Annotated in this window: 40 protein-coding genes and 1 tRNA gene; 14 read left to right on the top strand and 27 right to left on the bottom strand. The window is 48.4% G+C overall.

Annotated features, from left to right (window positions below; translation table 11 throughout):
* Positions 1-9 precede the first annotated feature (9 nt).
* From BMX44_RS12130 to BMX44_RS12025, 24 genes are all read right to left on the bottom strand, one after another.
* Complete coding sequence (locus tag BMX44_RS12130; protein ID WP_090633425.1) at positions 10-1,035, bottom strand: site-specific integrase; 1,026 nt, start codon at positions 1,033-1,035, stop codon at positions 10-12.
* Positions 1,036-1,039: 4 nt separating this feature from the next.
* A complete protein-coding gene (locus tag BMX44_RS12125; RefSeq protein ID WP_090633423.1) occupies positions 1,040-1,240 on the bottom strand; it encodes a DUF4224 domain-containing protein in 201 nt (66 codons plus the stop codon).
* A gap of 65 nt (positions 1,241-1,305) precedes the next feature.
* Positions 1,306-1,578 carry a hypothetical protein gene (locus BMX44_RS12120; RefSeq protein WP_090633421.1) on the bottom strand — a complete coding sequence of 91 codons (273 nt, stop codon included), beginning with the start codon at positions 1,576-1,578 and terminating at the stop codon, positions 1,306-1,308.
* A 5-nt stretch (positions 1,579-1,583) separates the two neighbouring features.
* Complete coding sequence (locus tag BMX44_RS12115) at positions 1,584-1,943, bottom strand: hypothetical protein (RefSeq protein ID WP_090633419.1); 360 nt, start codon at positions 1,941-1,943, stop codon at positions 1,584-1,586.
* 52 nt (positions 1,944-1,995) lie between these two features.
* Complete coding sequence (locus BMX44_RS16870) at positions 1,996-2,154, bottom strand: hypothetical protein (RefSeq protein ID WP_177167750.1); 159 nt, start codon at positions 2,152-2,154, stop codon at positions 1,996-1,998.
* Positions 2,151-2,501: a hypothetical protein gene (locus tag BMX44_RS12110; protein ID WP_090633416.1), complete on the bottom strand. Its 351-nt coding sequence runs from the start codon at positions 2,499-2,501 to the stop codon at positions 2,151-2,153. Before BMX44_RS12110 ends, BMX44_RS16870 begins: the two co-directional genes overlap by 4 nt.
* A gap of 5 nt (positions 2,502-2,506) precedes the next feature.
* Positions 2,507-2,758 carry a hypothetical protein gene (locus BMX44_RS12105; RefSeq protein WP_090633414.1) on the bottom strand — a complete coding sequence of 84 codons (252 nt, stop codon included), beginning with the start codon at positions 2,756-2,758 and terminating at the stop codon, positions 2,507-2,509.
* Positions 2,745-3,350 carry an HNH endonuclease signature motif containing protein gene (locus tag BMX44_RS12100; RefSeq protein WP_090633412.1) on the bottom strand — a complete coding sequence of 202 codons (606 nt, stop codon included), beginning with the start codon at positions 3,348-3,350 and terminating at the stop codon, positions 2,745-2,747. The genes BMX44_RS12105 and BMX44_RS12100 overlap by 14 nt, the downstream gene beginning before the upstream one ends.
* Before the next feature lie 2 nt (positions 3,351-3,352).
* The gene (locus tag BMX44_RS12095; protein WP_090633410.1) at positions 3,353-3,580 is read right to left on the bottom strand and encodes a hypothetical protein; all 228 of its coding nucleotides are present in this window, start codon (positions 3,578-3,580) and stop codon (positions 3,353-3,355) included.
* Entirely contained in the window at positions 3,577-3,942 is a 366-nt protein-coding gene (locus tag BMX44_RS12090) for a MazG nucleotide pyrophosphohydrolase domain-containing protein (RefSeq protein ID WP_090633408.1), read from the bottom strand. Before BMX44_RS12090 ends, BMX44_RS12095 begins: the two co-directional genes overlap by 4 nt.
* A gap of 13 nt (positions 3,943-3,955) precedes the next feature.
* Complete coding sequence (locus BMX44_RS12085; protein ID WP_090633406.1) at positions 3,956-4,471, bottom strand: D-Ala-D-Ala carboxypeptidase family metallohydrolase; 516 nt, start codon at positions 4,469-4,471, stop codon at positions 3,956-3,958.
* Between the two features lie 4 nt (positions 4,472-4,475).
* On the bottom strand, positions 4,476-5,042 hold the full coding sequence (locus tag BMX44_RS12080; RefSeq protein ID WP_090633403.1) for a hypothetical protein: 567 nt from the start codon (positions 5,040-5,042) through the stop codon (positions 4,476-4,478).
* 8 nt (positions 5,043-5,050) lie between these two features.
* Entirely contained in the window at positions 5,051-5,479 is a 429-nt protein-coding gene (locus tag BMX44_RS12075; protein WP_090633401.1) for a single-stranded DNA-binding protein, read from the bottom strand.
* 2 nt (positions 5,480-5,481) lie between these two features.
* A complete protein-coding gene (locus BMX44_RS12070) occupies positions 5,482-5,697 on the bottom strand; it encodes a hypothetical protein (RefSeq protein WP_143056942.1) in 216 nt (71 codons plus the stop codon).
* Between the two features lie 18 nt (positions 5,698-5,715).
* Positions 5,716-5,850: transfer RNA gene (locus BMX44_RS16865), tRNA-OTHER, on the bottom strand.
* Between the two features lie 52 nt (positions 5,851-5,902).
* Entirely contained in the window at positions 5,903-6,355 is a 453-nt protein-coding gene (locus BMX44_RS12065; RefSeq protein WP_090633397.1) for a hypothetical protein, read from the bottom strand.
* A 39-nt stretch (positions 6,356-6,394) separates the two neighbouring features.
* A complete protein-coding gene (locus tag BMX44_RS12060) occupies positions 6,395-6,823 on the bottom strand; it encodes a nucleoside triphosphate pyrophosphohydrolase family protein (RefSeq protein ID WP_218143963.1) in 429 nt (142 codons plus the stop codon).
* Positions 6,784-7,221, bottom strand: a complete 438-nt coding sequence (locus BMX44_RS12055) for a hypothetical protein (RefSeq protein WP_090633393.1) — start codon at positions 7,219-7,221, stop codon at positions 6,784-6,786. The genes BMX44_RS12060 and BMX44_RS12055 overlap by 40 nt, the downstream gene beginning before the upstream one ends.
* Positions 7,222-8,079 (bottom strand): DUF2303 family protein, encoded by an 858-nt coding sequence (locus BMX44_RS12050; RefSeq protein WP_090633389.1) that lies wholly within the window; start codon positions 8,077-8,079, stop codon positions 7,222-7,224. It abuts the gene before it with no gap.
* Between the two features lie 2 nt (positions 8,080-8,081).
* Entirely contained in the window at positions 8,082-8,423 is a 342-nt protein-coding gene (locus BMX44_RS12045) for a hypothetical protein (RefSeq protein WP_090633387.1), read from the bottom strand.
* Positions 8,420-8,656, bottom strand: coding sequence for a hypothetical protein (locus BMX44_RS12040; RefSeq protein ID WP_090633385.1), 237 nt, complete (start codon positions 8,654-8,656; stop codon positions 8,420-8,422). Before BMX44_RS12040 ends, BMX44_RS12045 begins: the two co-directional genes overlap by 4 nt.
* Positions 8,653-9,204 carry a deoxynucleotide monophosphate kinase family protein gene (locus tag BMX44_RS12035; RefSeq protein ID WP_090633383.1) on the bottom strand — a complete coding sequence of 184 codons (552 nt, stop codon included), beginning with the start codon at positions 9,202-9,204 and terminating at the stop codon, positions 8,653-8,655. Before BMX44_RS12035 ends, BMX44_RS12040 begins: the two co-directional genes overlap by 4 nt.
* 2 nt (positions 9,205-9,206) lie before the next feature.
* Entirely contained in the window at positions 9,207-9,416 is a 210-nt protein-coding gene (locus tag BMX44_RS12030; RefSeq protein WP_090633381.1) for a hypothetical protein, read from the bottom strand.
* Positions 9,413-9,988, bottom strand: a complete 576-nt coding sequence (locus BMX44_RS12025; protein WP_090633379.1) for a hypothetical protein — start codon at positions 9,986-9,988, stop codon at positions 9,413-9,415. Before BMX44_RS12025 ends, BMX44_RS12030 begins: the two co-directional genes overlap by 4 nt.
* Before the next feature lie 152 nt (positions 9,989-10,140).
* Between BMX44_RS12025 and BMX44_RS12020 the strand changes: the two genes are divergently transcribed.
* Together BMX44_RS12020 and BMX44_RS12015 are read left to right on the top strand one after the other, a co-directional pair.
* On the top strand, positions 10,141-10,401 hold the full coding sequence (locus tag BMX44_RS12020) for a hypothetical protein (protein WP_090633376.1): 261 nt from the start codon (positions 10,141-10,143) through the stop codon (positions 10,399-10,401).
* 52 nt (positions 10,402-10,453) lie between these two features.
* Positions 10,454-10,957, top strand: a complete 504-nt coding sequence (locus tag BMX44_RS12015) for a hypothetical protein (protein WP_090633375.1) — start codon at positions 10,454-10,456, stop codon at positions 10,955-10,957.
* Positions 10,958-11,034: 77 nt separating this feature from the next.
* Here the strand turns inward: BMX44_RS12015 and BMX44_RS12010 are convergent, their stop codons facing one another.
* Positions 11,035-11,667, bottom strand: a complete 633-nt coding sequence (locus BMX44_RS12010) for an HIRAN domain-containing protein (RefSeq protein WP_090633372.1) — start codon at positions 11,665-11,667, stop codon at positions 11,035-11,037.
* 74 nt (positions 11,668-11,741) lie between these two features.
* Positions 11,742-12,152 (bottom strand): helix-turn-helix domain-containing protein, encoded by a 411-nt coding sequence (locus tag BMX44_RS12005; protein WP_090633368.1) that lies wholly within the window; start codon positions 12,150-12,152, stop codon positions 11,742-11,744.
* 62 nt (positions 12,153-12,214) lie between these two features.
* Here BMX44_RS12005 and BMX44_RS12000 point away from each other — a divergent pair, with 62 nt between their 5' ends.
* From BMX44_RS12000 to BMX44_RS11975, 8 genes are all read left to right on the top strand, one after another.
* Positions 12,215-12,481: a Cro/CI family transcriptional regulator gene (locus tag BMX44_RS12000; RefSeq protein ID WP_090633366.1), complete on the top strand. Its 267-nt coding sequence runs from the start codon at positions 12,215-12,217 to the stop codon at positions 12,479-12,481.
* Positions 12,482-12,643: 162 nt separating this feature from the next.
* Positions 12,644-13,123, top strand: a complete 480-nt coding sequence (locus tag BMX44_RS11995; RefSeq protein WP_090633364.1) for a phage regulatory CII family protein — start codon at positions 12,644-12,646, stop codon at positions 13,121-13,123.
* A gap of 10 nt (positions 13,124-13,133) precedes the next feature.
* Positions 13,134-13,262, top strand: a complete 129-nt coding sequence (locus BMX44_RS17445; protein ID WP_281246252.1) for a hypothetical protein — start codon at positions 13,134-13,136, stop codon at positions 13,260-13,262.
* Entirely contained in the window at positions 13,246-15,576 is a 2,331-nt protein-coding gene (locus BMX44_RS11990; RefSeq protein WP_090633362.1) for a VapE domain-containing protein, read from the top strand. The genes BMX44_RS17445 and BMX44_RS11990 overlap by 17 nt, the downstream gene beginning before the upstream one ends.
* Position 15,577: 1 nt before the next feature.
* A complete protein-coding gene (locus tag BMX44_RS16610) occupies positions 15,578-15,847 on the top strand; it encodes a hypothetical protein (RefSeq protein WP_177167749.1) in 270 nt (89 codons plus the stop codon).
* The gene (locus tag BMX44_RS11985) at positions 15,844-16,050 is read left to right on the top strand and encodes a hypothetical protein (RefSeq protein ID WP_090633360.1); all 207 of its coding nucleotides are present in this window, start codon (positions 15,844-15,846) and stop codon (positions 16,048-16,050) included. The genes BMX44_RS16610 and BMX44_RS11985 overlap by 4 nt, the downstream gene beginning before the upstream one ends.
* A complete protein-coding gene (locus BMX44_RS11980) occupies positions 16,047-16,256 on the top strand; it encodes a hypothetical protein (RefSeq protein WP_090633358.1) in 210 nt (69 codons plus the stop codon). Before BMX44_RS11985 ends, BMX44_RS11980 begins: the two co-directional genes overlap by 4 nt.
* Positions 16,257-16,643: a hypothetical protein gene (locus tag BMX44_RS11975; protein ID WP_090633356.1), complete on the top strand. Its 387-nt coding sequence runs from the start codon at positions 16,257-16,259 to the stop codon at positions 16,641-16,643. It abuts the gene before it with no gap.
* Here BMX44_RS11975 and BMX44_RS16860 read toward each other — a convergent pair.
* A complete protein-coding gene (locus BMX44_RS16860) occupies positions 16,640-16,792 on the bottom strand; it encodes a hypothetical protein (RefSeq protein WP_177167748.1) in 153 nt (50 codons plus the stop codon). The genes BMX44_RS11975 and BMX44_RS16860 overlap by 4 nt on opposite strands.
* 435 nt (positions 16,793-17,227) lie before the next feature.
* Between BMX44_RS16860 and BMX44_RS11965 the strand changes: the two genes are divergently transcribed.
* Genes BMX44_RS11965 through BMX44_RS11950 form a run of 4 tightly spaced genes read left to right on the top strand, consistent with a single transcriptional unit; the run spans position 17,228 to position 21,336 of the window.
* Positions 17,228-17,704 (top strand): phage terminase small subunit P27 family, encoded by a 477-nt coding sequence (locus BMX44_RS11965; protein WP_090633352.1) that lies wholly within the window; start codon positions 17,228-17,230, stop codon positions 17,702-17,704.
* Positions 17,689-19,428 (top strand): terminase large subunit, encoded by a 1,740-nt coding sequence (locus BMX44_RS11960; RefSeq protein WP_090633350.1) that lies wholly within the window; start codon positions 17,689-17,691, stop codon positions 19,426-19,428. Before BMX44_RS11965 ends, BMX44_RS11960 begins: the two co-directional genes overlap by 16 nt.
* Positions 19,425-20,666 carry a phage portal protein gene (locus BMX44_RS11955; RefSeq protein ID WP_090633348.1) on the top strand — a complete coding sequence of 414 codons (1,242 nt, stop codon included), beginning with the start codon at positions 19,425-19,427 and terminating at the stop codon, positions 20,664-20,666. Before BMX44_RS11960 ends, BMX44_RS11955 begins: the two co-directional genes overlap by 4 nt.
* Entirely contained in the window at positions 20,638-21,336 is a 699-nt protein-coding gene (locus tag BMX44_RS11950) for an HK97 family phage prohead protease (protein WP_090633346.1), read from the top strand. Before BMX44_RS11955 ends, BMX44_RS11950 begins: the two co-directional genes overlap by 29 nt.

Genomic DNA, 21,336 nt, shown 5'->3' with positions numbered 1-21,336 from the left:
GCAAAAATATTATTTTGTTGGCTCGACGATATCACCTTTTCTGTTCCTGACGTAGTGCTCGGTCATGCTGATTGTCGTATGCCCAAGCAGCTTTTGCGCTTGTCTTATGTCACCGCTTTTTTCTGTTTTGTCGGTTCCGGCCTTGCTGCGCAGGTCTCTTAGTTGAAATTCGTTATTCTCTATTCCAGCGGCTTTTCTGGCGCGGTAAAAGTGTCCTTGTAGCGTTCTTAGCGTCATAGGCTGGCCGGTCTCGTCTATGATCAACGAGAAGCACCTGATTTTGTAGGTTGACTTGCGGGCCAGTATTCTCTGTATGAGCAGGTGCAGCTCGCCTTTAATTCTGATCCTGAGTTTTTTTCCTGTTTTGTTCTGTTTTATTTCAATACATCCGTCAGTAATATCTGTTTCTCTCATTTTTAAAACATCGGATGGTCGTTGTCCGGTTAAGTACGCGAGATCCATTGCATCTTTGAGCGGTATGCTTGCGGATTGATATACTGCTGAAAATGTTTTGTCATCTATATAGATGCTCTTGCGGCCAGTCTCTTTGAACCCCTTTATTCCTGCGCATGGGTTTTCCCTGTTGGTGTATCCCCATTCACGGGCCTTGTTCCAGATATGACTGAATAGAGCCTTTTCGCGATTCGCATGCAGAACGTTACGCCAATCAAGGTACTGCCTTATGTGTATCGGTTCTATTTTTTCAAGTGGAGCAGGGGGGTTGTCAAAGAATTTGAACAGGTGTGACAGTTCCAGCATGTTGCCTTTTTGTGTTGCTGGTGCTTTTGTGGGAATAACTTCTTTTATATAGCGCTCTGCTACATATCGGAATGTAATAATTTTCGGGTGCTGCGGGGTTACATTTACTTTTAACTCAGACCATTTCTTTACGGCCAGAGCATAGTCACTTCCAAGAGGTATTTCTTTGCGTGGCTTGCCGCCAGTGTCGAAATAGTAGTAAATCTTTCCGCTACTGCTTTTTCTGGCGCGAAGATGTGGCGGCAAATTAAAATTAACGCTTGGTTTCCTGCCCATGATTTTATTTTAAAGCGTTAGATTGCCACGGCTTTTCTATTTGATCAACTTTCCCGCCTTCTACCGCTTTTATCGCAACAATCGGTTCGCCTGATGGGTTGATGAAAAATGGTATTCCCATAGATCGCAACGCGGCAATCTGACAGGATTTTCTTTTCTTTTTCGTCAGTCTTGCAACGGCTTTGTAATCAAGGAAAATATCCATAATGTTGCAGATTTATTATCGGGGATCGATGAAGGATATGGCTAAGAAGCTGTGAGATTATCTGATCAACGGCGCGGCAAGTGTAGGCCGACAGCCTCAGCTCCTTTCTGGGTGCAGTGATAATAATCAAATTGATAAGAAGGGTTTGACCTGTCTATATAGTGCTTGCCTTTGCGCATCAAGCCCTTTTTGACAAGTGCTTTTAACGTCTCGATGTTATGATGGTTTTCGTCTGCGGCGTAATAATTTCTGTATACCTGGTCTTCAGATTGTGATCCAGTTAGTGTGTGCGTCAGTGTTTTTATTTCTTCTTCGGTCAGATCGGCATTGTTCGTCATATCAACTATCTCCTATTTTCGGTCATATTTCTTAAAGCGTCTTCTGTTTTTTTCTCAGATTCCTTTTCAAATATCTCATGGATAGATTTAAACGCGAAACCAGCAGAAAATGCTGCTAGCGAATCAAGAAAGAGACCGTCGTTATTGACGATGCTTTTACCGTGTTTTGTTGCAGACAACCATATATCATAGTATTTTGTGATGTAATCAAATGATTCGTCTACTGACACTTGACTCAATGATTCTATTCCATGCCTTCCCCGTAGTTCTTCTACAGCCTTCTTGGATATCTCTCGAGATTCTTTTAATAGATTCAGGTTATGATCGGTAATGATCTTGAATCCGTTTGCTGGTTCTTTGTTCATTTTTCTCCTGATATTTATTCGATGTCCATGCTTTTCTCAATAGCGTTTAGCGTCAGTCAGTTATTCCCGTTACAACACTAAGTATTACTCCGAAAACAACGCCGTACAGTGCCCAAAATGCAGGCTCAGTAATAATATTAAATTCTTCCAGAAACCAGCCGCCAGAACCGAATACGATTGCAAGCATGCCCGTTATTCCAATGCTTTTCATTGTCTCTCTTCGCACTCCATATTTTCATAGTCAATAAACTCATAAATGATTGCGGATAGAAATAAGGCAACACCGGTTGCCACATAGCCATAACTTGCAATTATTAATGCTGCGATAACTTCGGGAGCAATGCCGAGATTTATTCGTATAGTGATAGGGCTATCTGATTTCCGATATTCACCGCATATTAATCCATCGCACAAAAAGAAAAGAGAGCCTATTAGATACATCCATACATATATTTGAAAAACCTTTTGTATGTCTTCTGATCCATTTGAGAACGCATACACACCCGCAATTAATAAAGAAATTTGAGCTGCTTCTAATTTGCTTCTGACAAGTAACATGCCAATTAACCTCTTAGTTTATGAACGTAACCTGATCCAGTCGGCAGCTTGCCGGTCGGTTTTTCTTCGGTTATGAATGATGAACTGGATGATCCGGTGATTTTGGCGTGATCGATTTCTATTTTTGCCGTGTTGATGATCGTCTGAGCCACATCAGAAACCGCTTTAGCGCGGTCGATGTCCATCGGCCTTTCTTCATTGCGCAGGTCTTTGAGTGTGTCGAAAAGAATTTCTCTCAAATCGTTAACGTCGTTCATTGATCTTCCTTTTTAATTGCCCGTTGAGTTGTATCAGTTCCGCCAGGTATTTCGGCAGGTTGTGTACCGTGTTTCTTTGCATCAGTTCCGCTCTGGTGATCAGTTGCAAATTGTTGATGTCGCAGTTTTGTTTGTTGCCGTCGATAAATACGATTGCATGACCTTTTGGCGGATAGCTGCCGTGATGTTTTTTCCAGACTTCTCGATGTAGCAGTCGCCACTTAAACCGGCCTTCAGCGACTTTGATCTCGATGTATCCATCTTTTGACAGCCTGGTGCTGCCGACCGGCCTGTGGTTGGCCGGCTTCATTCCTCGCCTGAACCAGTGTTTACTCGAGTTCCCGACAGATGGATGCGCCTTGCCCTTGTTAAATGGGACGATTCCTTCCGTGAATCTTCCTTCGCTGTTTATTCCATGTCTTTGGCGATACTCGTCGCTTTTGTGTATCTTCAATCTTTTGCGCCTGCCGCGTATCTGCTTGACCGTATAGCGTCCACCAAACAATTCAACCAGCTCGGCTTCGGTGCTGTCCGGGTAGTGCTTGATGAACAGCGCCGTATCTTCGGCTGTCCAGGTGGCGCGTTTTGTCATCGCTAGACAGTACCGGTCATTGTTGTCAGCAATCTGCCGTCGCTGCCGCGCAGCTCGATCTCGATTGATCGCGCTTTCAGTGCTATGATCGGGTCGCCGACCATTATAAGCAGCGGTGATTTGCCTTTGCCGTCGTGCGGTTCTGCGTAGATGTATCCTTCAATATTTCCGCGCAGTCTGGATATTGCCGATGTTATTTCTCTATCTACATCCATTTTCCCGATAATCATTTTTTACCTTCTTTATATTCGTCGATCGCAAGCTCAACCAGGTTAAGCAATGATTCTTTTTGGTGGTGCGTGTATTCCTTTATTTTCTGGGCTTTCTTTGTCGACCAGTGATTTATGCTGTCTATAGACACGTCGCCAGCAGCCGACATTAGTAAAAGTGTATACAGCACGTCTCCTAGTTCTTTCTGCAGTAATTCACGGTTCGTTGAGCTCATGTCTTTTGGATGGCATGATTCATATCCGTGCCTCAGTATCTTTCCTATTGCTTGCAAGCATTCGCCCATTTCCTCTGCCAGAATAGACAGCCTCTCGGTTTCGGCTGGCGGTAAGTTGTTATAGTTATGGTCGTTATGGGTTGTCATCACTCCTCCTTGTTCAGCGTTTCCGTGTTTCGTTTTGTTTGATCTGGTATGGCGTCTCGATCAGCCCGTTCAGGTAGCCGTGTTTCCGGCTGTATGTCAGGCATTCGTTGCGGTTGTGGTCGCGGCTGTAGCTGGCGTGTACCCAGCCTGAATGTGGGTCTCTTGGGTCGAAGTGCTCTAGTATCAGTTGATCGAATTGCAGGTAGTCTCTGATCCATCGCGCAAGGCATAAGTTACTGATGCCGGGTACCTCGATGTCTGCCGCCTGTCCGGTCATGTGCTGGCTTTTGCTGCTGCCGCCTATCGTTGCGTTCAGGCCGGGCGATCTGTAGCCGCTGCTTGGGCTGAACGGCTGGTTGAATCTGGCGCGTACCGGCTCGAGTATGTTTGCGCACAGACAGCGCAGGTTTTCGACCGCTCCGGCGTCTGGCGTGTTATCCAGTCCCAGCCGGGTAGCGGTCTGGGATTTGATCAGCTCGCCCAGGGTGAAGTGTTGGGTTAGTCTGGTGTTGGTGTTGATGGGTTTCATGTGGTTACCTCATCCCTAAGACCGTGCCGCTAATTTCTCCAATACGGAAAAACAGTTGATTATCAATCGTATTGTATGAGTCAGCATTGTTGATCAAAAAAATGTAGCAAGGATTCACGCGCACCTGATCGACGCAAACATGACCCCAGATTGGGATCGTTGGATGATCGCCTGTTCCGTCGCAGGACAAGCATTCGATTTCGTACTCATTGAATGATGTGGACAGGTATACATATCCGTTACCATCGCATTCGTAGCACTCGCCATGCGTTACTTTTGCATCCATGAAACTAACGATCTCATCGTCATCTATATCGATCTTCTGCCAAGGCTTGATACACTCTGTCTGTTTAATTCTGTTTATTATTTTTTCTGTGTTTTCAGATAATGAGTCCGCCGATTCTTCCAGACCCGAGGTATCGTATTTATTTTTGTCGGCTATAATTATCATGCTCATATCTGTGGATACCACGTGGTTGCCGCAAATATATGGTTTCTGCATGATTGGTCTCGCCTTCTGGTGCTGGTTGCAGACGTTGTAGAAAATATCTGGCAATGATGGCTTTTTCATATTTCCTCCTAGAAAGGGATATCGTCTTCCATATCATCAAACCCGTTACCGGCTGGCGGTTGGGGTTGGGTTGCGTTGCTAGTCTGGGCTGGTTGGGCTGACTGGTTCCGGGTATCGAGCATTTTCATTTTGTCGACGATGATCTCGGTCGTGTACCGGTCGATGCCGTCTTTGTCGGTCCACTTCCTTGTTTCGAGTCGGCCTTCAAAATATGCCTGGCTGCCTTTCTTGAGATATTCGCCGATGATTTCGGCCAGCTTTCGGTACGCAGTTAAACGGTGCCATTCGGTTTTTTCCTGCTTCTCGCCGTTGCGGTCTTTCCATTTTTCCGACGTTGCCAGTGATACGTTCGCAACGGCTGTGCCGTCGTACATGTAGTTGATGTTCGGGTCTTTGCCGAGGCGTCCGATTAATATGACTTTGTTGACTGATGACATGGTTATCCTTCCCAACCGTCTTTTGTTTGTTTTGTCACTTCGCGGGACACTGTAACTACGTTTGATGTGCCGCCGTTGACTACCTTTGCATACTCCATGATCATGTAATGCAATGAATCTGCTGCCGGCATTGGATTGCCGTCGTCGTCGAGTACGGCGCCGTCAAAACATGCCCGGCCAGCGTTATTCAATATCATGCCGATAAGATTTATCTTCATTGTTCTGTCCTTGTTGGGCGGAATCGGAAGGATTTGAACCTTCGCACCAGAGTTCCCAATTCTGATTCGTACTGTCAATATTCGATGGGATGTCAAATATTCGTACCGGCCGCAGGCGTTCAGCCTGCCGCTCTGCCACTGAGCTACGATTCCCGCTAATCAATGCCGGGCTTTCACCGGCTCCGCCTTGTGGCTGTGGAGGAATTTATAAACCTGTTAAGTCGGTACACCCGGCCATGATTCCCAGTTCTGGCGGGGTAAAGTGCGGGTTGATGCTGGCCAGTAGTGAATCGATCTCGCCGCATTGCGCTGGCGATCCCAGGTATAGGACTTCTGTTTCATAGGTCTGGGAACCGAAGCCGTTGTTCTGGTACACCACGCCAATTATGTAGATCGCTTGTGCTTCCTCTGGCTTGACGGTCTGGACGCATGTGGAAGTCTGGTTGTCATTGAAACCGTGTGCTCTGGTGTTATTCAGCTTGAGTTTCATCTCATAGCCTTTGTTTTCGTATGTATCCAGACGAGCGTTATGCGTGCGCCCGATGTGTTTTTCACACTGCGCAAGGGTTGGGTGTTCTGCGATTGTCAGCGCAGCCGCGCCTCGATCGATGTCGCCGCCTAATGCTGCGAGTATTGATAAAACTATGCTTTTAAACATTGCTTGGTTCTCCTTGGTGGTTAAAAAATCGTTGGTTGGTTAGTAGGATTTGCCGCCAGCGGCGCGACGGTTTTCGGGTTTGTGATCCGGACGGTTGGCGTTGTATTCCAGTTTTTCCGCCATGGCTCCGGCTAGGTCGAGGTTCATGCCGTGGGATAAATCAAGGATTCTGATCATTGCATCGGCCAGCTCGACTTCAATCATTTTTCTGTGCGGCAGCTTGTCATCCATCATGCTTTTGCGATGGCCTTCCATGGCCTCGCTGATCTCGCTGTGCACAAGGCAGAGCATTTCACCTACATTACGTTTGCCGCGCATGTCTTCGCCGGTTGCCAGGTCGCGCCACCAACCGTTATTTAATGCCTGTGTATGGCATACGGTCTGCAGGAACCGGAGCGACTCGACGATGTTTTCTTTATCTAGTGTGTTCATGATTGCTTCCTTTTTGCTTTCAGTTCGTTGATCCATTTGCGGGACAATCCTGTTTTGGCCATGATCTGCATCACGGTTTTGCCTTCGCTGATCATTTCCTTAGCCGTTCGCGTTGGCGTGACTGCCTCACCGTTTCGCATGATGTCGCTGTACAGCTTCTTGAAAACGACTATGCTGATCTGGTCGCCCTTGCCGTTGTCCAGCGATCCGCTCTCAATCATGCGGTCGTATAGCTGGTCGGCGGTTATGCGCTTCATGCGCTGGCTGTTAATGTGATCGATGATCGCCTGCTTAAGCCGCGCCTTGTCCGCCTTGCTGGTTTTGGGTGACTTGGTAAACCGTCTCGGCGCTTTCCTAATCACCGGCTCATCAATCGCGCAGGGACTACGCATGATGCCTAGATCGATGAGCCAGTGCTGTTGCGCGGTTAGCATTTACTTTGCCCAGCTACCGAAAAAGAAAGGCAGTCCGGTTTCTGTTTTAACGCGGTCGATGATGGTTTTGCATGCCGCTTCATAAACCTTCTCAGGCCGGATCAGCTCGTACCAGAACACGGCCTTGCCTTCTCGCACTCGATAGCGCAGCCGTGCGTCTATCTGGTAGTGCTCACCGTTCCAGAAAACGGGAATGCCGATTGCAAGCCGGTCGAACATGGTCATTCTGGCGATGGTTGCCTCGTCATCGTCTTGGACGAATTGCATCTGGACGCCGCCGCTTTGCAGTCTTATGTGTGATTTCAGGCGCATGTCCTGGCTTTGCTCGAACTGCACAGCCATTTCCAGCAGCTGGCTGCCGGTCGGCATGCCGTCAACATTGGCAATGTCGTCAAGGTTGCGTTCGATGAACAAGGCGAAGTCGACCTGTGGCATGGCTTTGCCGTCATTCTCAATCCAGTTTCCGTACTCAATTGATTGTTTTGGTTTGAACCTTACCGTGTGGTCACACCATGACGGATCGTCTTTGGCGTGGTCGTCCAGTACGGATATAATGGTCAGGTTGTTGTTCGCGTAATCAGCGCCGCAATAGATTGTTGATGTTGATCCGATAGCATGCCTTGCAACATAAGCGATAAAGCTGTCAACATCTTGCGCGACTGCCTCGCCTTTTATTCTTATGGGTCTATCCAGCAGCTTTTCGTCATCGAACGATTCAGCCTTCCAGCCGGGCGGCAGGGCAATGCGCTTGATGTGCTTCTCGCTGCCGAGTTCAAACGGTTTTTTGGTTTCCCTGGCGACCGTCTGCGCTATGTTTTCAGTTCCACTTTCTGCGTCTTTGTATTCCGGGTATGACATGATTATTTGGCCTCGTTTACGTTTTTGATTTCACCCTTTTCAGCCTTGATCACGTTCAGATCGAGTTTCTGCTGTTTGGGGTTCTCGGTACTCAAGCCGCCGTCTTCGGTAGCGAACATGAGCGTTTCATGGTGCTCGGTATCAGGCGCGCTCAATTTGGCCGCGCCCTTGATGGTCATCGCGTTGCCCTTGGTTGCCTTGGCTACGTTGATGGTGACGACCAATTTGCCAGATTTTCCGGTCTCTTCTACTGCCTGCACGAGTGTTTGCAGTTTGTTTTCTACGCTGGTCACCAGACTGCCATTGCCGATCTGGCGCAGCGTTGTGATTACTGACTGATTCATAGTTCAATGTCTCCGTGGGTTGGTTGATGAAAAATTTGCAGGATGGTGTATTCAAGCTGCTCGATGCACAGATCGCGCTCTACGATCTCCTGCTGTGCTGCTCTGGCGATCTCGCTGCGGTTGGTGTGATCGCTCCAGGTGACTGCAATCATGCCGATGATTGCCAGTGCGGCGATGATCGTTTGCGCGTCCAGCTTGCGGGTTTTGTAGTGGCGCATATCGGTGTTTTTCATGCCGTTTCCTCCTCGATCAGCAGCGCGTCGACTGCGTTTTTCAGTTCGTCTATGCTTGCTGTGTTCATGATTAGGGTTTCGTCTGGCAGTGGCTCGATCAGGTTTTCGCTTTTGTGCTTGCTGACCTTGTGCGGGTTGCTCGGACGGGTGATGTGCCATATCTCGCCGCCTTGAGATCTGATGCGTCTGGCTTCGTTTTCGAACCGCACGTCGCTAATGACGATTGACTGCTGAGGCGCGAGTTGCATGTTGAAATCGATTTTGCGCTGCAGCAGCATTCCCCACAGGTCGGGATTCACAATTTCACGTCCCCATTCAGTGCCCAGCGTTTGCATGAGCTGTCTAGGTGATTTGCCGATACCGATTAATGGGGTATCTTTGTATTGCCGGTTTTCCAGCCGGTCGATTGACACGCCCAGCATTGCGGCCAGTGCTTCTTTGATCGGCATGGCAAAGGACAGGTGATAGAAGCCGTGTTTATCGTGCAGGTAGTCGGCTACTGTTGTTTTTCCGCATCCTGCCGGGCCGGTAAGTCCGATTAGTTTCATGATTAAAATACCCGGTAGATGAATGTCAGTCCGGACAAAACCATGATGAGCAGCGCAATTGATTCGATTGCAAGAGCGACTTTCGCAATCATGTATTTGCGGCGCAATTTTTCAACGTATATTTGTGGATATAGTGTTGAGTGTTTTTTGCTGTTCATGGTCAGTAGTCCTGTTGATCCTTTGGTGTAGTAGTCGAGCGGTCTGGCGGTCATGTCGTTGGTTCCTCCTGCTGGCTGCGCTGGTCGTGGAATTTGCCGAGAGCTGTATCTACACTTATCTTGAGAATTTCATCTTTCAAGATAATCAGTTTTCTTGCGCAAAAAATCCTGTGATCATCCGGTACGGCTGTCTCAATTTCTTTTGCAAATTCATTTGTTGCTTTTATTACCGCCGAGATAACGCGCAAACCTGACTTTTCGTGCTGCGGTATCGATTCGCTTGATAGCGAGTGGTCAATGGTTAATTTCGCCAGCATCAGGCATTGCTGCAACGTGATTGGGTCATCTCTGGCGAATGCTTCGTTGCCATGGGTTATTACATCGCTCATGGATACATCGCTTTGCAGTAGTTCCATGGCTTCGTCGATGTGGATCAGGTCTTCCTCGGCGATGTCGAGCTGGTCTGCAATCTCTTTGCTGATCGGGGTGATAACCAGTTTTTCCGACAAATCTTCGCCCGGTTGCCACTCTGTGGTGGCTTCTGATTCGTGATACATGTTCGCCAGTCTGGTTATGCTTTGCGGGCTTAGGTCGCCCGCGTCACAGTCATAAATTACGGTTGTCATGTTTCCTCCACTGTTTCGTTTTGTGTTTTGTTGCGTTGTTTTGAGGTATGTTAGGCATTCCTAATTAACATGTCAATAGGTATTCCTAATTTTTATGATAAAATTTTCATTCCGTGATTAGCGGATTGATTAATTTTTTATTGGGAGGTGTTATGGCAGGTAAGGATGAAGCGATAGATGTTGATCAAATCAACGAAGTATTTGACGAAACAAAAAGGTCTCTAAGGCGGGTAAGTGATAGCCAAAGAGATTTGAACGAAAGAATCATAGAATTGCTTGAATCTCAGCGCCGGGATATTCTGGACGGCGTAACGAAAGGTTCATGGCGCAGAGGCATTCAGCCGCATGTGGCTTGGATTGGTATGGGCGCGCTATTCATCGCAGGGATGGTTTGCGGGTATATGCTGGGGTGATTTTGATAGCTGTCAAGGATTCCTTGACAGCTCGTTTGATAAGGAGGTTTTTATGTGGCCGTGGGAAATGAAATGGTTGTTTGACTATACCGACTCTGAAGCGCAGGCGAATGCAGATTTCCAGATAGAGTGCATCAATTCACTGGAAAGAGCTGCAAACAATCTGCTGATATTACTGCTGACCGGCGCTGGCGGCGCGCTTGCCCTGTTTGTTTCGATCAGAAATGATGGCGCGCCTTTGTGGTTGCAGGGCGGGATGCTGGCCTCTTCTGTTTATCTGTTCGCCATTGCCTGCGTTCTGGTTTTGAAGTGCATGCAGGCTTCTGATATAGCTCCGCCGACAAATGACCCAAAAAATTTGTATAACTCAAAAACGGCGATGATGAATTGCCTGGTATTAAAAAAAGAGATACTGGAAAGCAAACAGCGCTGCATCGAGTCGAACAGGGATTGCGCCAACATCAAGGGAAAGTGGCTCAATATAGTAAGTATCATGGCAACCGCGACACCGGTCGTTTTCGGGATAGGCGCGGCTGCTTTCCGGCTGATCTGGTGATTACCGGGCGTCTTTCGGTTTTCTCTTTTCTTGGTCTGACGGCCAGCGTTTTTTTGTTTTCTTTGGATCTTCGATTTTCATATTGATTCAAACGGTTTTATATCCAGCGCGACGCCGTAGCTTGCGGTGTCGCCGTTCTTCAGCTCATGACCGCCGGTAATGGTGGCTTTGCACTTCGTGATCTGTCCGGTCAGTTTCTTGGCTCCAAGCCTCCGCCTGAAACTTCTAGCATCGTCGCGGCTTAGGTGGCCTACGGTGTAGTTATCAATATCCACCCTGACGGCCTTGTCATCATACGGGTTGTTGTCGTCCGGGATCAGGAAGGCGTCAAGCGGGTCGACCATGTCGCCTTCTTTGTAGTTACTGACCCATGATTGGTATATTCTCGATATGGCCGGCTGATAATACGACTCGCCGACAATATCAAAATCAAATTCATTTAGCTGCGGCCATTCGTGTATTTGTTCTGGTATTGTGTACCGGTTTTTTGCGGGCTGCTGCTGTTGCGCTGTTCGGTTTGACGCTGGCTTTGTTTTCGTCGCCGGTCGGTTCTGTTTGTTTTTCTGCGGCTGGCTTGGGAAAAGCCATTTTGACAGGATCATCAAGCCAACTATGGCTGATGTGTAGATGATGGTATTTGCAATAGACGTGCTGTTTATCAATATCATCACCGATGCGAACGCAATAAATGCTGTTAGGTAGTAATACATTGATTATGTTTTATTTATCTATTCCCTTGCACCTGCATAAATCTTTATGACAGAAATTATTTATTTCCAGGACCCTAGTGTTTTTCGTTTCCGTTTTTATCGTTTCCGTATTTAACTTTTGGTTGACAGACCGCATGAACATTGCGTTCAAGCTGTCCTAGGTATTCCTCGGGCGCGTTTTTTATTATATCTATCAGTGCGTCTCTCTTTTTGTCGCCAGTGTATTCTGGAGGCGCGTACATCTCGCCTTTGCCTGTACCTAGCCACACTTGGTTGACGCCAAGGAATTCAGCGGCAAGTTTTAACTTTATGCCGATGATGTTTTTTGTTTCCCCATTAAACCAATCTGTAACGGATGGCTGAGCGACGCCACAATACTCCGCGAGGTCTTTTTGTTTCGCTCCCGGTTTATTGTTCAAGGCAAGCCTTAGTCGTTCTGCAAGCGTAGTTGTTCCCATAGTAGGGAAGTCTAATACTAAAAACATAAGGAGTGCCTATTGACAATTAAATTAGGAATGCCTAATATTGACAAGAAACAGGAGACTTTGTGGAAGCAAGAGAAATTATTGAACTGTTCGGCGGCGTATCCAAGGTTGCCAATCTTTTCAAAATTGCCAATTCGTCTGTATCCGAATGGAAAGTAAAAAACCGGATACCGGATGACAAGATGATCATCCTTGCGGCACGCATCGAGAAGAAAACGCAGGATGCAAACAAGCCGTTTGGACGCAAGGAAATACGCCCGAATGATTGGCATGAAGTCTGGCCTGAACTCGCAAATGATCATAGTAATAAACACGCAGTAAACGAATAAATCAGTTCCTCCCGGTGCCGCGTCCGTTATCGCGGCAGTGTGCAGTTGTTGCAGCGCCCGGCCATGTCCTTCTCTGCTCTATCTCCATGGCCGGGCATTGCGCAGCTTAATACTAGCGGCGGGAGGGTTTTTTGGAAACGGTCTTTTTCGGGAGGAGCGACCATGAACATACTTGACCATGTCCACAGCAAGGCGTTGAGTTACCCGGGCGGCATTGCGGCGCTGGCTGTGAGAATGGGTATTCCGTACTCAACACTCAAGAGCAAACTCAATCCTAATTGCGCGACGCATCATTTATACGTTCAGGAATATGAGCGGCTTATTGCGATTCTTGATACAGATGATTTTGCGCGATTCCATGCGGCTGAGAGAGACGGGGTGTTTGTCAAATCTCACAAACTTGACGCTGTTTCAGATATGGAATTGCTTGACCTGTTTCTGGAACGCGAATCCAGGTATGGCAAATTTGCCGCCCGCGTACGCACTTCACTTGAAGACGGAGGCATAGACAAGCGCGAATACGACGACCTGATGCGGTTGTTTGATGAGGTGTCCGAGACGCGCGAACAGATCAAGGCAAGAATCAAGTCGATCCACGATCAAACGATGGAACGCGAATCAAGACTGAAAGCGATCAAGTGAGGCGGTCGTGATGTGGATTGATTTATTTGTACATATCGTTGGTATTTTTGCCGGTCTTAGCTTGGTATTCGGCGCTTATATAACCGGGCTGATGATATTTGATATGTTGTTTAAGGGGCGCGATGAATCGAAAGATTGATTTCCCGCGCATTGCGCAGGCCGCTCTGTCGCGATGGAATACGCTGCTGCCGTCATGGATACCTGGCGGCAAGGTCTCGGGGCATGAGTATTTTGGGCTGAACCCGACGCGATCAGACAGGCACAAGGGATCGTTCGCGGTCAATATCAATACCGGCCAGTGGGGCGATTTCTCGACCGGCGAAAAGGGCGGGGATTTTATCAGCCTGTATGCGTATCTGCATTCGGTAAGACAGAAAGATGCGGCAATTGCGCTGGCTGAGATTGTCGGTATTTCCGACGATGTGCCGGCAAACAATAACCATGCGCCAGCTGAACCAGAGGGTAAGCCGGATTCGCGCAAAAAGTCGCCATGGACACCTGTTTTACCCGTTCCGCAGGATGCGCCGAAACCACCAAGGGCGCATGTCAAGCGCGGTATTCCTGATTATGTTTATCGGTATCTTGATGCTGACGGGCTGCTGATCGGCTATATCTACCGCTTTAAAACTTCGACCGGCGGCAAAGAGACGATACCGCTTTCTTTCTGCAGGAATGCGGATACCGGCGATCTGCAATGGCGCTGGGTTTCGTTTTCTGAACCCAGGCCGATTTATAAGCTGGATCGTCTGGCAAAGTATCCAGACAGACCGGTTTTGCTGGTTGAAGGCGAGAAGTGCGTTGACTTTGCTGAGCCAGTTATTGAGGGTAATTTTGTTGTTGTCAGTTGGCCGGGTGGGTCGAAGGCAATCGGCAAGGTTGACTGGTCGCCACTGGCTGGCAGGTCGATTTATGCCTGGGCGGATTGCGATTCAAAACGCGAGCCGTTATCGAAAGATGACAAGGCGAATGGGGTTGATCCACTCACAAAGCCATTGCTGCCTGAATCGAAACAGCCGGGCATGCGTGCAATGCGCGATATTTGCCGGATGCTGAAGGACATTGACCCGGATACTGATTTCAAGTTTGTGAATATCCCGAAACCGGGCGATAAACCGGACGGTTGGGACGTTGCCGACGCTATTGATGATGGCGCGCAGATGAATGATCTGATCGCCATGATTAATGATGTCCGCACCGATAAGCAGCAGCCGAAGCAGCAAAAGCAGGATGGCGGGCTGCTGATGAGCAACGGGCGCATTGTGCCTTGTTTGTCGAATATTTACGACATTATCAGCGCTGATATTAACTGGCGGGGCGTGCTGGCGTTCAATGAGTTTTCGTATGTGATATGCAAGCGCAACAAGCCGCCGTTCACGTCGAGCGATTCTGAAGAATGGGACGCGAATGACGACGTGCAGACGGCCATGTGGCTTACCCGCAATTATGCTTTTGCGCCGTCTCCTGCGCAGGTTGCCGAGGCTGTTGAGGCATTGGCCAGGGCTAATACTTTTCATCCCGTCAGGGACTATCTGAATTCGCTTGAGTGGGACGGCCAGTCGCGTGTTGATGACTGGATAACGGATTATATCGGCGCGCCGAAGAATGATTACATCATGCGTGTGTCACGCTGGTTTTTGATGGGCATGGTTGCGCGCGTGATGGAACCGGGCGTGAAGTTTGACTGCTGCCTGGTACTGGAAGGCGCGCAGGGGCGGAGGAAGTCGTCCATGTTGCGCGCTCTTGCCGGTGAATGGTTCGGTGATACCGATCTGGACCTGCACAACAAAGACTCTATGAATTCAATACGCGGCAAGTGGTTGTATGAATTTGCCGAGCTGGATTCGCTGGCACGGGCTGAAGCCGCCCGGCAAAAGTCGTTTTTATCCAGGCAGGTTGATGAATTCAGACCGCCATACGGCAGGCGTGACATACGCAGCCCGCGCCAGCTTGTATTCGGGGGGTCGACTAATGAATGGTCATGGAACAAGGATACAACCGGTGGGCGCCGGTTCTGGCCGGTCGTGTGCGATCAGGAGATTGATTGCGAGGGGCTGGCCGCTGTGCGCGATCAGCTGTTTGCTGAAGCATATCACTTGTACAAGAAAGGCAAGCGGTTCTGGCCGACGTCTGAAGAACAGCGCACGATATTCGATCCCGAACAAGTCAAACGTCATCAGCATGATTCGTTTATCGACATGCTGGAGAAGTATGTCGAGGAGCAGTACGACCTGTTCTCGATGGCGGATGCTGCGTATTACCTGAAGATTGATCCGGCGCGTTTGTCTCGTGATGTGCAGACGCGTATCGGCAAGGCGCTGCAGGCGCTTGGTTGCACCAAGAAAGAAAAGAAAACGAATGCTGTCAGCCGGTTTTGGTACAAGCCACCGGAAAGAAGTGAGGCAGGGTCGAGTACCGGCGACAGTAATGGGGGTGAACGTGATATACCTTTCTAAAATGTTCCATACCTTCCATACCTGCTTGCTGAGGTATGGAACCCTGAAAGCCGCATGGATAGGGCTGTTTCCATACCTTCCATACCTTCCATACCTGAATCCCGCGCGCATACGTAGGCGCACGCACGCACACACACGCGCGCGCGTATATGCGCGTAAAAACAAGTATGGAACGTATGGAAGGTATGGAAGAAGTACGCCAGCAAAGGGTTTCAATATTCCACACCTTGGTTTTGAAGTGTGGAAGGTATGGAAACTGGAGACTGAATGAGCAAGATTGATGCGAAGTATGTCAGGGAAAACATGCCCGAGTGCGTAGCATTTGCCGATCATTGCCGTGAATTGTTCGGCGATGATGTTCGGATGACCTGGGCGAAAGAGAACGGCATTGAACTCGGCCAGCAGTTGACTGGTGATGTTGTCAAGTTGAGCGAGATTGATTTGACGCCCATGGATGGAGGCAAGCGCAGATGAAGGGAAGCCGCGCATTGCCGCATTTTTATTACGGTGATCCGGCGGATGTTGTCGAGCGCAGGCAGCTTGACTCGCTTGGTTGCCGGTTGTGTGTCAGTCATAAAGTTGTGCTTGACCGTGTTGTCTGCACGGATGGCAGGAACGAACGTCAGGTCGGCGTTCCGGGTATTGGGTATCGTTGCAAACTGTTTAAGGAGGCTGTTTAGATGATTGATGAGAATTGCGTTGAATCACGCCTGACGCGCTGGGCAAGAATAAAGATGCAAACGGGCGTTAAGCTCGGTTTCCCGGAGCGGTCCGCGTTCATGAACATGACGCCAGCAGGTAGCGATCCTGTTATTGATCCAGGCGTCGACCTGGAATTCCAGCAAACCGATCTGGCTTACAATCAATTACCGGAGATACCGAAGCTGGTTATCAGAAAAGAATTTCTATCAACCTGCAAGAATGAAGCCAGCAAAGCCTATCAGCTGGGGATTGCGATCAGGACTTTCCGCCAGTACAAACACAATGCATACAAGCTGATGGCAAATTTATTGAACGCACACTTGACACATGATGCCGAAAAAGTGTATAAATCTGCTAATCTTTAAATAAATGCGTCCAGAATAAATCTGGAAACAGCCAGACAAGCCGGAATCTTGCGATTTCGGCTTTTTTTATGCCCGTATCTGCCAAAAAGCCGTGTGGTTATCCAGGGTGCAATGTCTTGGTTAGATGCGGCAATAGATGCGATCATCATAAGAAAGTACAAAAAGAACTGCACGACAAGCACAGAGGCAGTTCCTCAGAACGCGGTTACGGGGCGAAGTGGCGCAAAGAGAGAGACAAGTATTTAGTTTCTCACCCTTATTGTTGCGAACATTTAAAGCAAAACAAATATGTGATTGCCACTGTTGTCGATCACAAGATTCCGCATAGGCTTTACGAGGCAAAGCAAACCGGCGACCGGAACCTTATATTAGCAGCGATGCGCTTATTCTGGGATAGGAAAAACTGGCAGCCGATGTGCAAACCTTGTCATGACAGAAAAACATTCATCGAAGACGGAGCTTTCAGCAGACCGAGGGGCGGGTCGAAAGTCTGAGACGCAGAGCCAAAAGACCGACCGCCTAGTCAATTTTTTACGGGATGTAATTTTTAGGGGGGGGGTACATCTCTACCAACGGGTATTTTTATGGGTAATGTTCTTGAATATCGGCGCAATAACCAGGGAAAACAACAGCAGCGCGAGACAATACTCGACGATGCCGCGCCGGAAGTAGCAATACCAGATTGCCCGCCTCACTTAAAAGACGAAGCACTCAGCGAATATAAGCGTATTTGCGAGGAACTTAAAAAGCTCGGGCTTATTTCCCGTATTGATAGAGCAGCCATTTCAGCGTATTGCAAGGCATGGTCAGAAGTCGTTTATTGCGAGATAAAAATTGATGAAGAAAACGCTAATGACCCAAGAGGTCAGGCTGGCTTTATAGCGTACACGCCGAACGGATACCAGCAGATGTCAGTGTGGGTACAGGTTAGGAATCGGGCAAGCGAGAGAATGATGTCGTTTCTAAAAGAGTTCGGCATGACACCAAGGTCAAGGCGCAAATCATCACAGTTTGATAACACACCTTCATTACCATTTGGCGATGGATGGGAAAATCTCTAGGGTATTACACAGATACAGCAATCAGTTACGCAAAATCAGTTTTATCTGGAAAGACACCAGCGTGCAAGTGGGTGAAGGCAGCATGCAGGCGACAGCTTGATGATCTTGATTTCTGGTTGAAAGATTCTGGATACAGGTTTGAGTATGCGCCCGATCAGGCAGAGCATGTCTGCAAGTTTATCGAACTTCTGCCGCACATAAAGGGCAAGTGGGCTGGAACAAGAATAAAGTTGGAAGCGTGGCAGATATTTATTCTGACCACAGTATTCGGCTGGTATCACAAAGACGGATACAGGAGATACCGTACAGTCTATATTGAGGTGCCAAGGAAGAACGCAAAGAGCACATTGACCAGCGGTGTTTCGCTGTACATGCTGACAGCAGACGCAGAACCTGGCGCTGAAATATTCTCTGCGGCCACTACTGCAAAGCAGGCGCGAATTGTTTTTGATGTCGCTAAAAAGATGGTCGAGCGCACACCAGGATTGCGCCGCAGATACAAAGTAAAACCGCTCGAGCACAGCATAAAAGAAAATGAAAACGGCGGCGAGTACGTCCCGCTGTCTGCCGAAGGTTCGACGCTTGACGGCCTGAATATACACTTTGCGTCAGTCGATGAGCTCCACGCTCATAAGACAAGAGCAGTCTATGACGTGCTTGACACAGCAATGGGCGCGCGCAGTCAGCCCATGCTATGGAGTATTACCACGGCAGGAAGCGACCAGAGCGGAATATGCTACGAGCAGAGGGATTACGTAACAAGTTTGCTAAACGGTACATTGATAAAGCACGACGGTCTGGGATACCCAATCAAGGGGAGCGTCGCCAACGACGACAGTTACTTCGGAATCATATACACCATTGATGATGATGATAACTGGAGCGATCCTTCGTGCTGGGAAAAAGCAAACCCAAATTACGGCGTATCGGTTTACGAGGATGATCTACAAAAGGGTGCGCTTCATGCGGAGCGCATGCCTGGCACACGTAACAATTTCAAAACCAAGCGACTTAATGTTTGGGTTAATGCGTCAATAGATTGGATGGATATGCGCAAATGGGAACATTGCGTTGACAATGAAATTGACATCAGCGATTTTGCGGGCGAGAAGTGCTGGACGGGTATGGACCTGGCGGAAAAGAGCGACTTCGCGGCGCTCGTCACAGTGTTCTGGCGGAATGGTCACCTATACGTTTTCCCAAGGTTGTATCTCAATGACGAAGCCATTGAAACATCAAAAAACAGCCAGATGATTGTGTGGCGCGACGAGGGTCATATTATCGGTAATGAAGGCGATATAACTGATTTTGACAATGTCAGAGACGACCTGGTCAAACTAAAAAACAATCATGATCTTCAGGAAGTTCCATTTGATCCGGCAATGGGAATGTACTTTGTCACCAAACTGACCAACGATTACGAATTGCCAATGGTCCAGGTAGCACAAAAATCCACCGTGTTTTCCCCGGCCGCGACAGAGTTGGAGAACCTGGTACTCGAAAGGAAGATACATTTTAAATCTAACCCGGCATTTTCTTGGATGATCAGCAACGTAGTAATGTCTGAGCCGTCAAAATTTTCAGGACTCAGAAGTCCGCACAAGACAAATTCAGCGAACAAAATTGACGGAGCAATCGCGTTGCTTCTGGCAATATCCCGCGCGATGCTGGCTGAAGACAAGGGCAGTATCGACGAATTCATAAACGAACCAATCTACGGATGAACTTTATTACATCAATTTTCAGATGGTTCGGTTTCGGTGGTCGGGCTTTATCAAACATACCTGGCAAGCAGGACAGCAGACCGTCAAACAGCCTGATAGAGGACACGCCAGCTGTCAGCGTTGACGCCGCCCTGCAGATTTCAACAGTCTGGGGATGCGTTTCGTTACTGGCGAGGGTTATCAGTACGCTGCCGATAATGGTTTACGCGCAGAAAGACGGTATGCGCGATCTGGCGAGAGATTCTTCTCTGTGGCAATTGCTGCATGAATCGCCCAATGCGCGCATGACGCCTGTCGAGTTCTGGACGGCGATGATACTGAATCTATTGTTTCGCGGTAATGCTTATGCACGAATAGACAGATCATCGAACGGCGAGCCTTATTCGCTATGGCCAATGCCAGCCGATCAGATAGAAATGGACATCCTTAAGGACGGAACAGCTGTTTACTATTATTCGATAGGCGGCGATGTTGCCGCACTGGCTGAGGATAGCGTGTTGCATATCAAGGAAATGGGGAACGGCATCACCGGGCTTTCAAGACTTGACTACATGAAGGCAACAACAGCAGAGGTAAAAAGCAGCCAGTCTGCAGCAAACAAGATGTTTGCAAGCGGAGGGAAGCCGACCGGCGTATTGATGGTTGATAATCTGTTGAGCAAAGAGCAGCGCGAAAAACTGAAACAGAACTTTGCGGAGATGGCTGAAGGCAACACATCGCGCCTGTATATCCTTGAGGCAAGCATGAAGTACCAGCAAATAAACATATCACCAGAGGATATGCAGCTGCTTGAAACGCGCAATTTTGGTGTTGAAGAAATATGCCGATGGTTCGGCGTTCCGTCCGTGCTTGTTAATCAGAACAGCGCAACAACCTGGGGATCTGGTGTTAAAGAAATTATCGACGGATTTTTTAAAACAACAGTCGGTCCAGCGCTTGTCAATTTCCAGCAGGCTATCAGAAAACGCGTAATGACCAGCTCGCAAAGGGTCAGATTTACAGCTGAGTTTAACGCCGACGCACTGCTGAGAGCAAACATCAAAGACCGCATGGAAGTTTACGCTAAAGCCGTTCAGAACGGATTAAAAACACGAAACGAGTGCAGGCAGCTGGAAAACGATCCGCCCAAAGACGGCGGCGACGAATTAACGGCGCAAACAAATCTCGCGCCACTGAATATGCTAGGAAAGATAAAACCCGGAGGCGGAAATGCTACAGAAAACACTATCGCTCAGTGAGTGCAAGATAAAAGCGGACAGCAACGGAAAGGGCAGTTTCAGCGGTTACGCGTCCGTATTCAATCAGGTTGACTCCTACGGTGACACCATATTGCCGGGCGCATACAAAGACACGCTGGAAGTAAACGGCCTCCCGAAAATGTTTCTGCAGCATGAATCATGGGAACTGCCAATCGGTAAATGGTTAAAGGCAGAGGAAGACGACCACGGACTGCTTGTAGAGGGCGAGCTTACACTAGGAATGACAAGGGCTAACGATACTTATGCAGCACTGAAACATGGCACGCTTGACGGCCTGTCGATAGGCTACAAACTAGCCGCCAGCGATTACAAATATCAGGAAGACACCGACGGACTGCTTATTGAAAAAGTAAGTTTTCTCGGCGAGATCAGCCCAGTTGTTTATCCGGCCGACAGGTCGGCAAGGATCGATCTAGGTTCAGTCAAAAGCGAACTGGATGACATCAGGACAATACGAGACTTTGAGCTTTTCCTGCGGGATGCAGGCAATCTCAGCAAAGGGTTGGCAGGTGCGATAGTCAACCGCGCAAAAATCGTATTCGGTCAGCGGGATGCTGACGATGGGATTGAGGCGAAGGCATCGCAAGAACTGGAAGAAGTGATCAAACGCATCAACCAGAAAGTTTCTAACTTAACAATTAAAGGATAG

This window comes from Nitrosomonas marina (assembly GCF_900110145.1).
GTDB classification, from domain to species: domain Bacteria; phylum Pseudomonadota; class Gammaproteobacteria; order Burkholderiales; family Nitrosomonadaceae; genus Nitrosomonas; species Nitrosomonas marina.
Note: the sequence above shows the minus strand (reverse complement) of the source record. Positions and strands in the feature narration are given on the sequence as shown.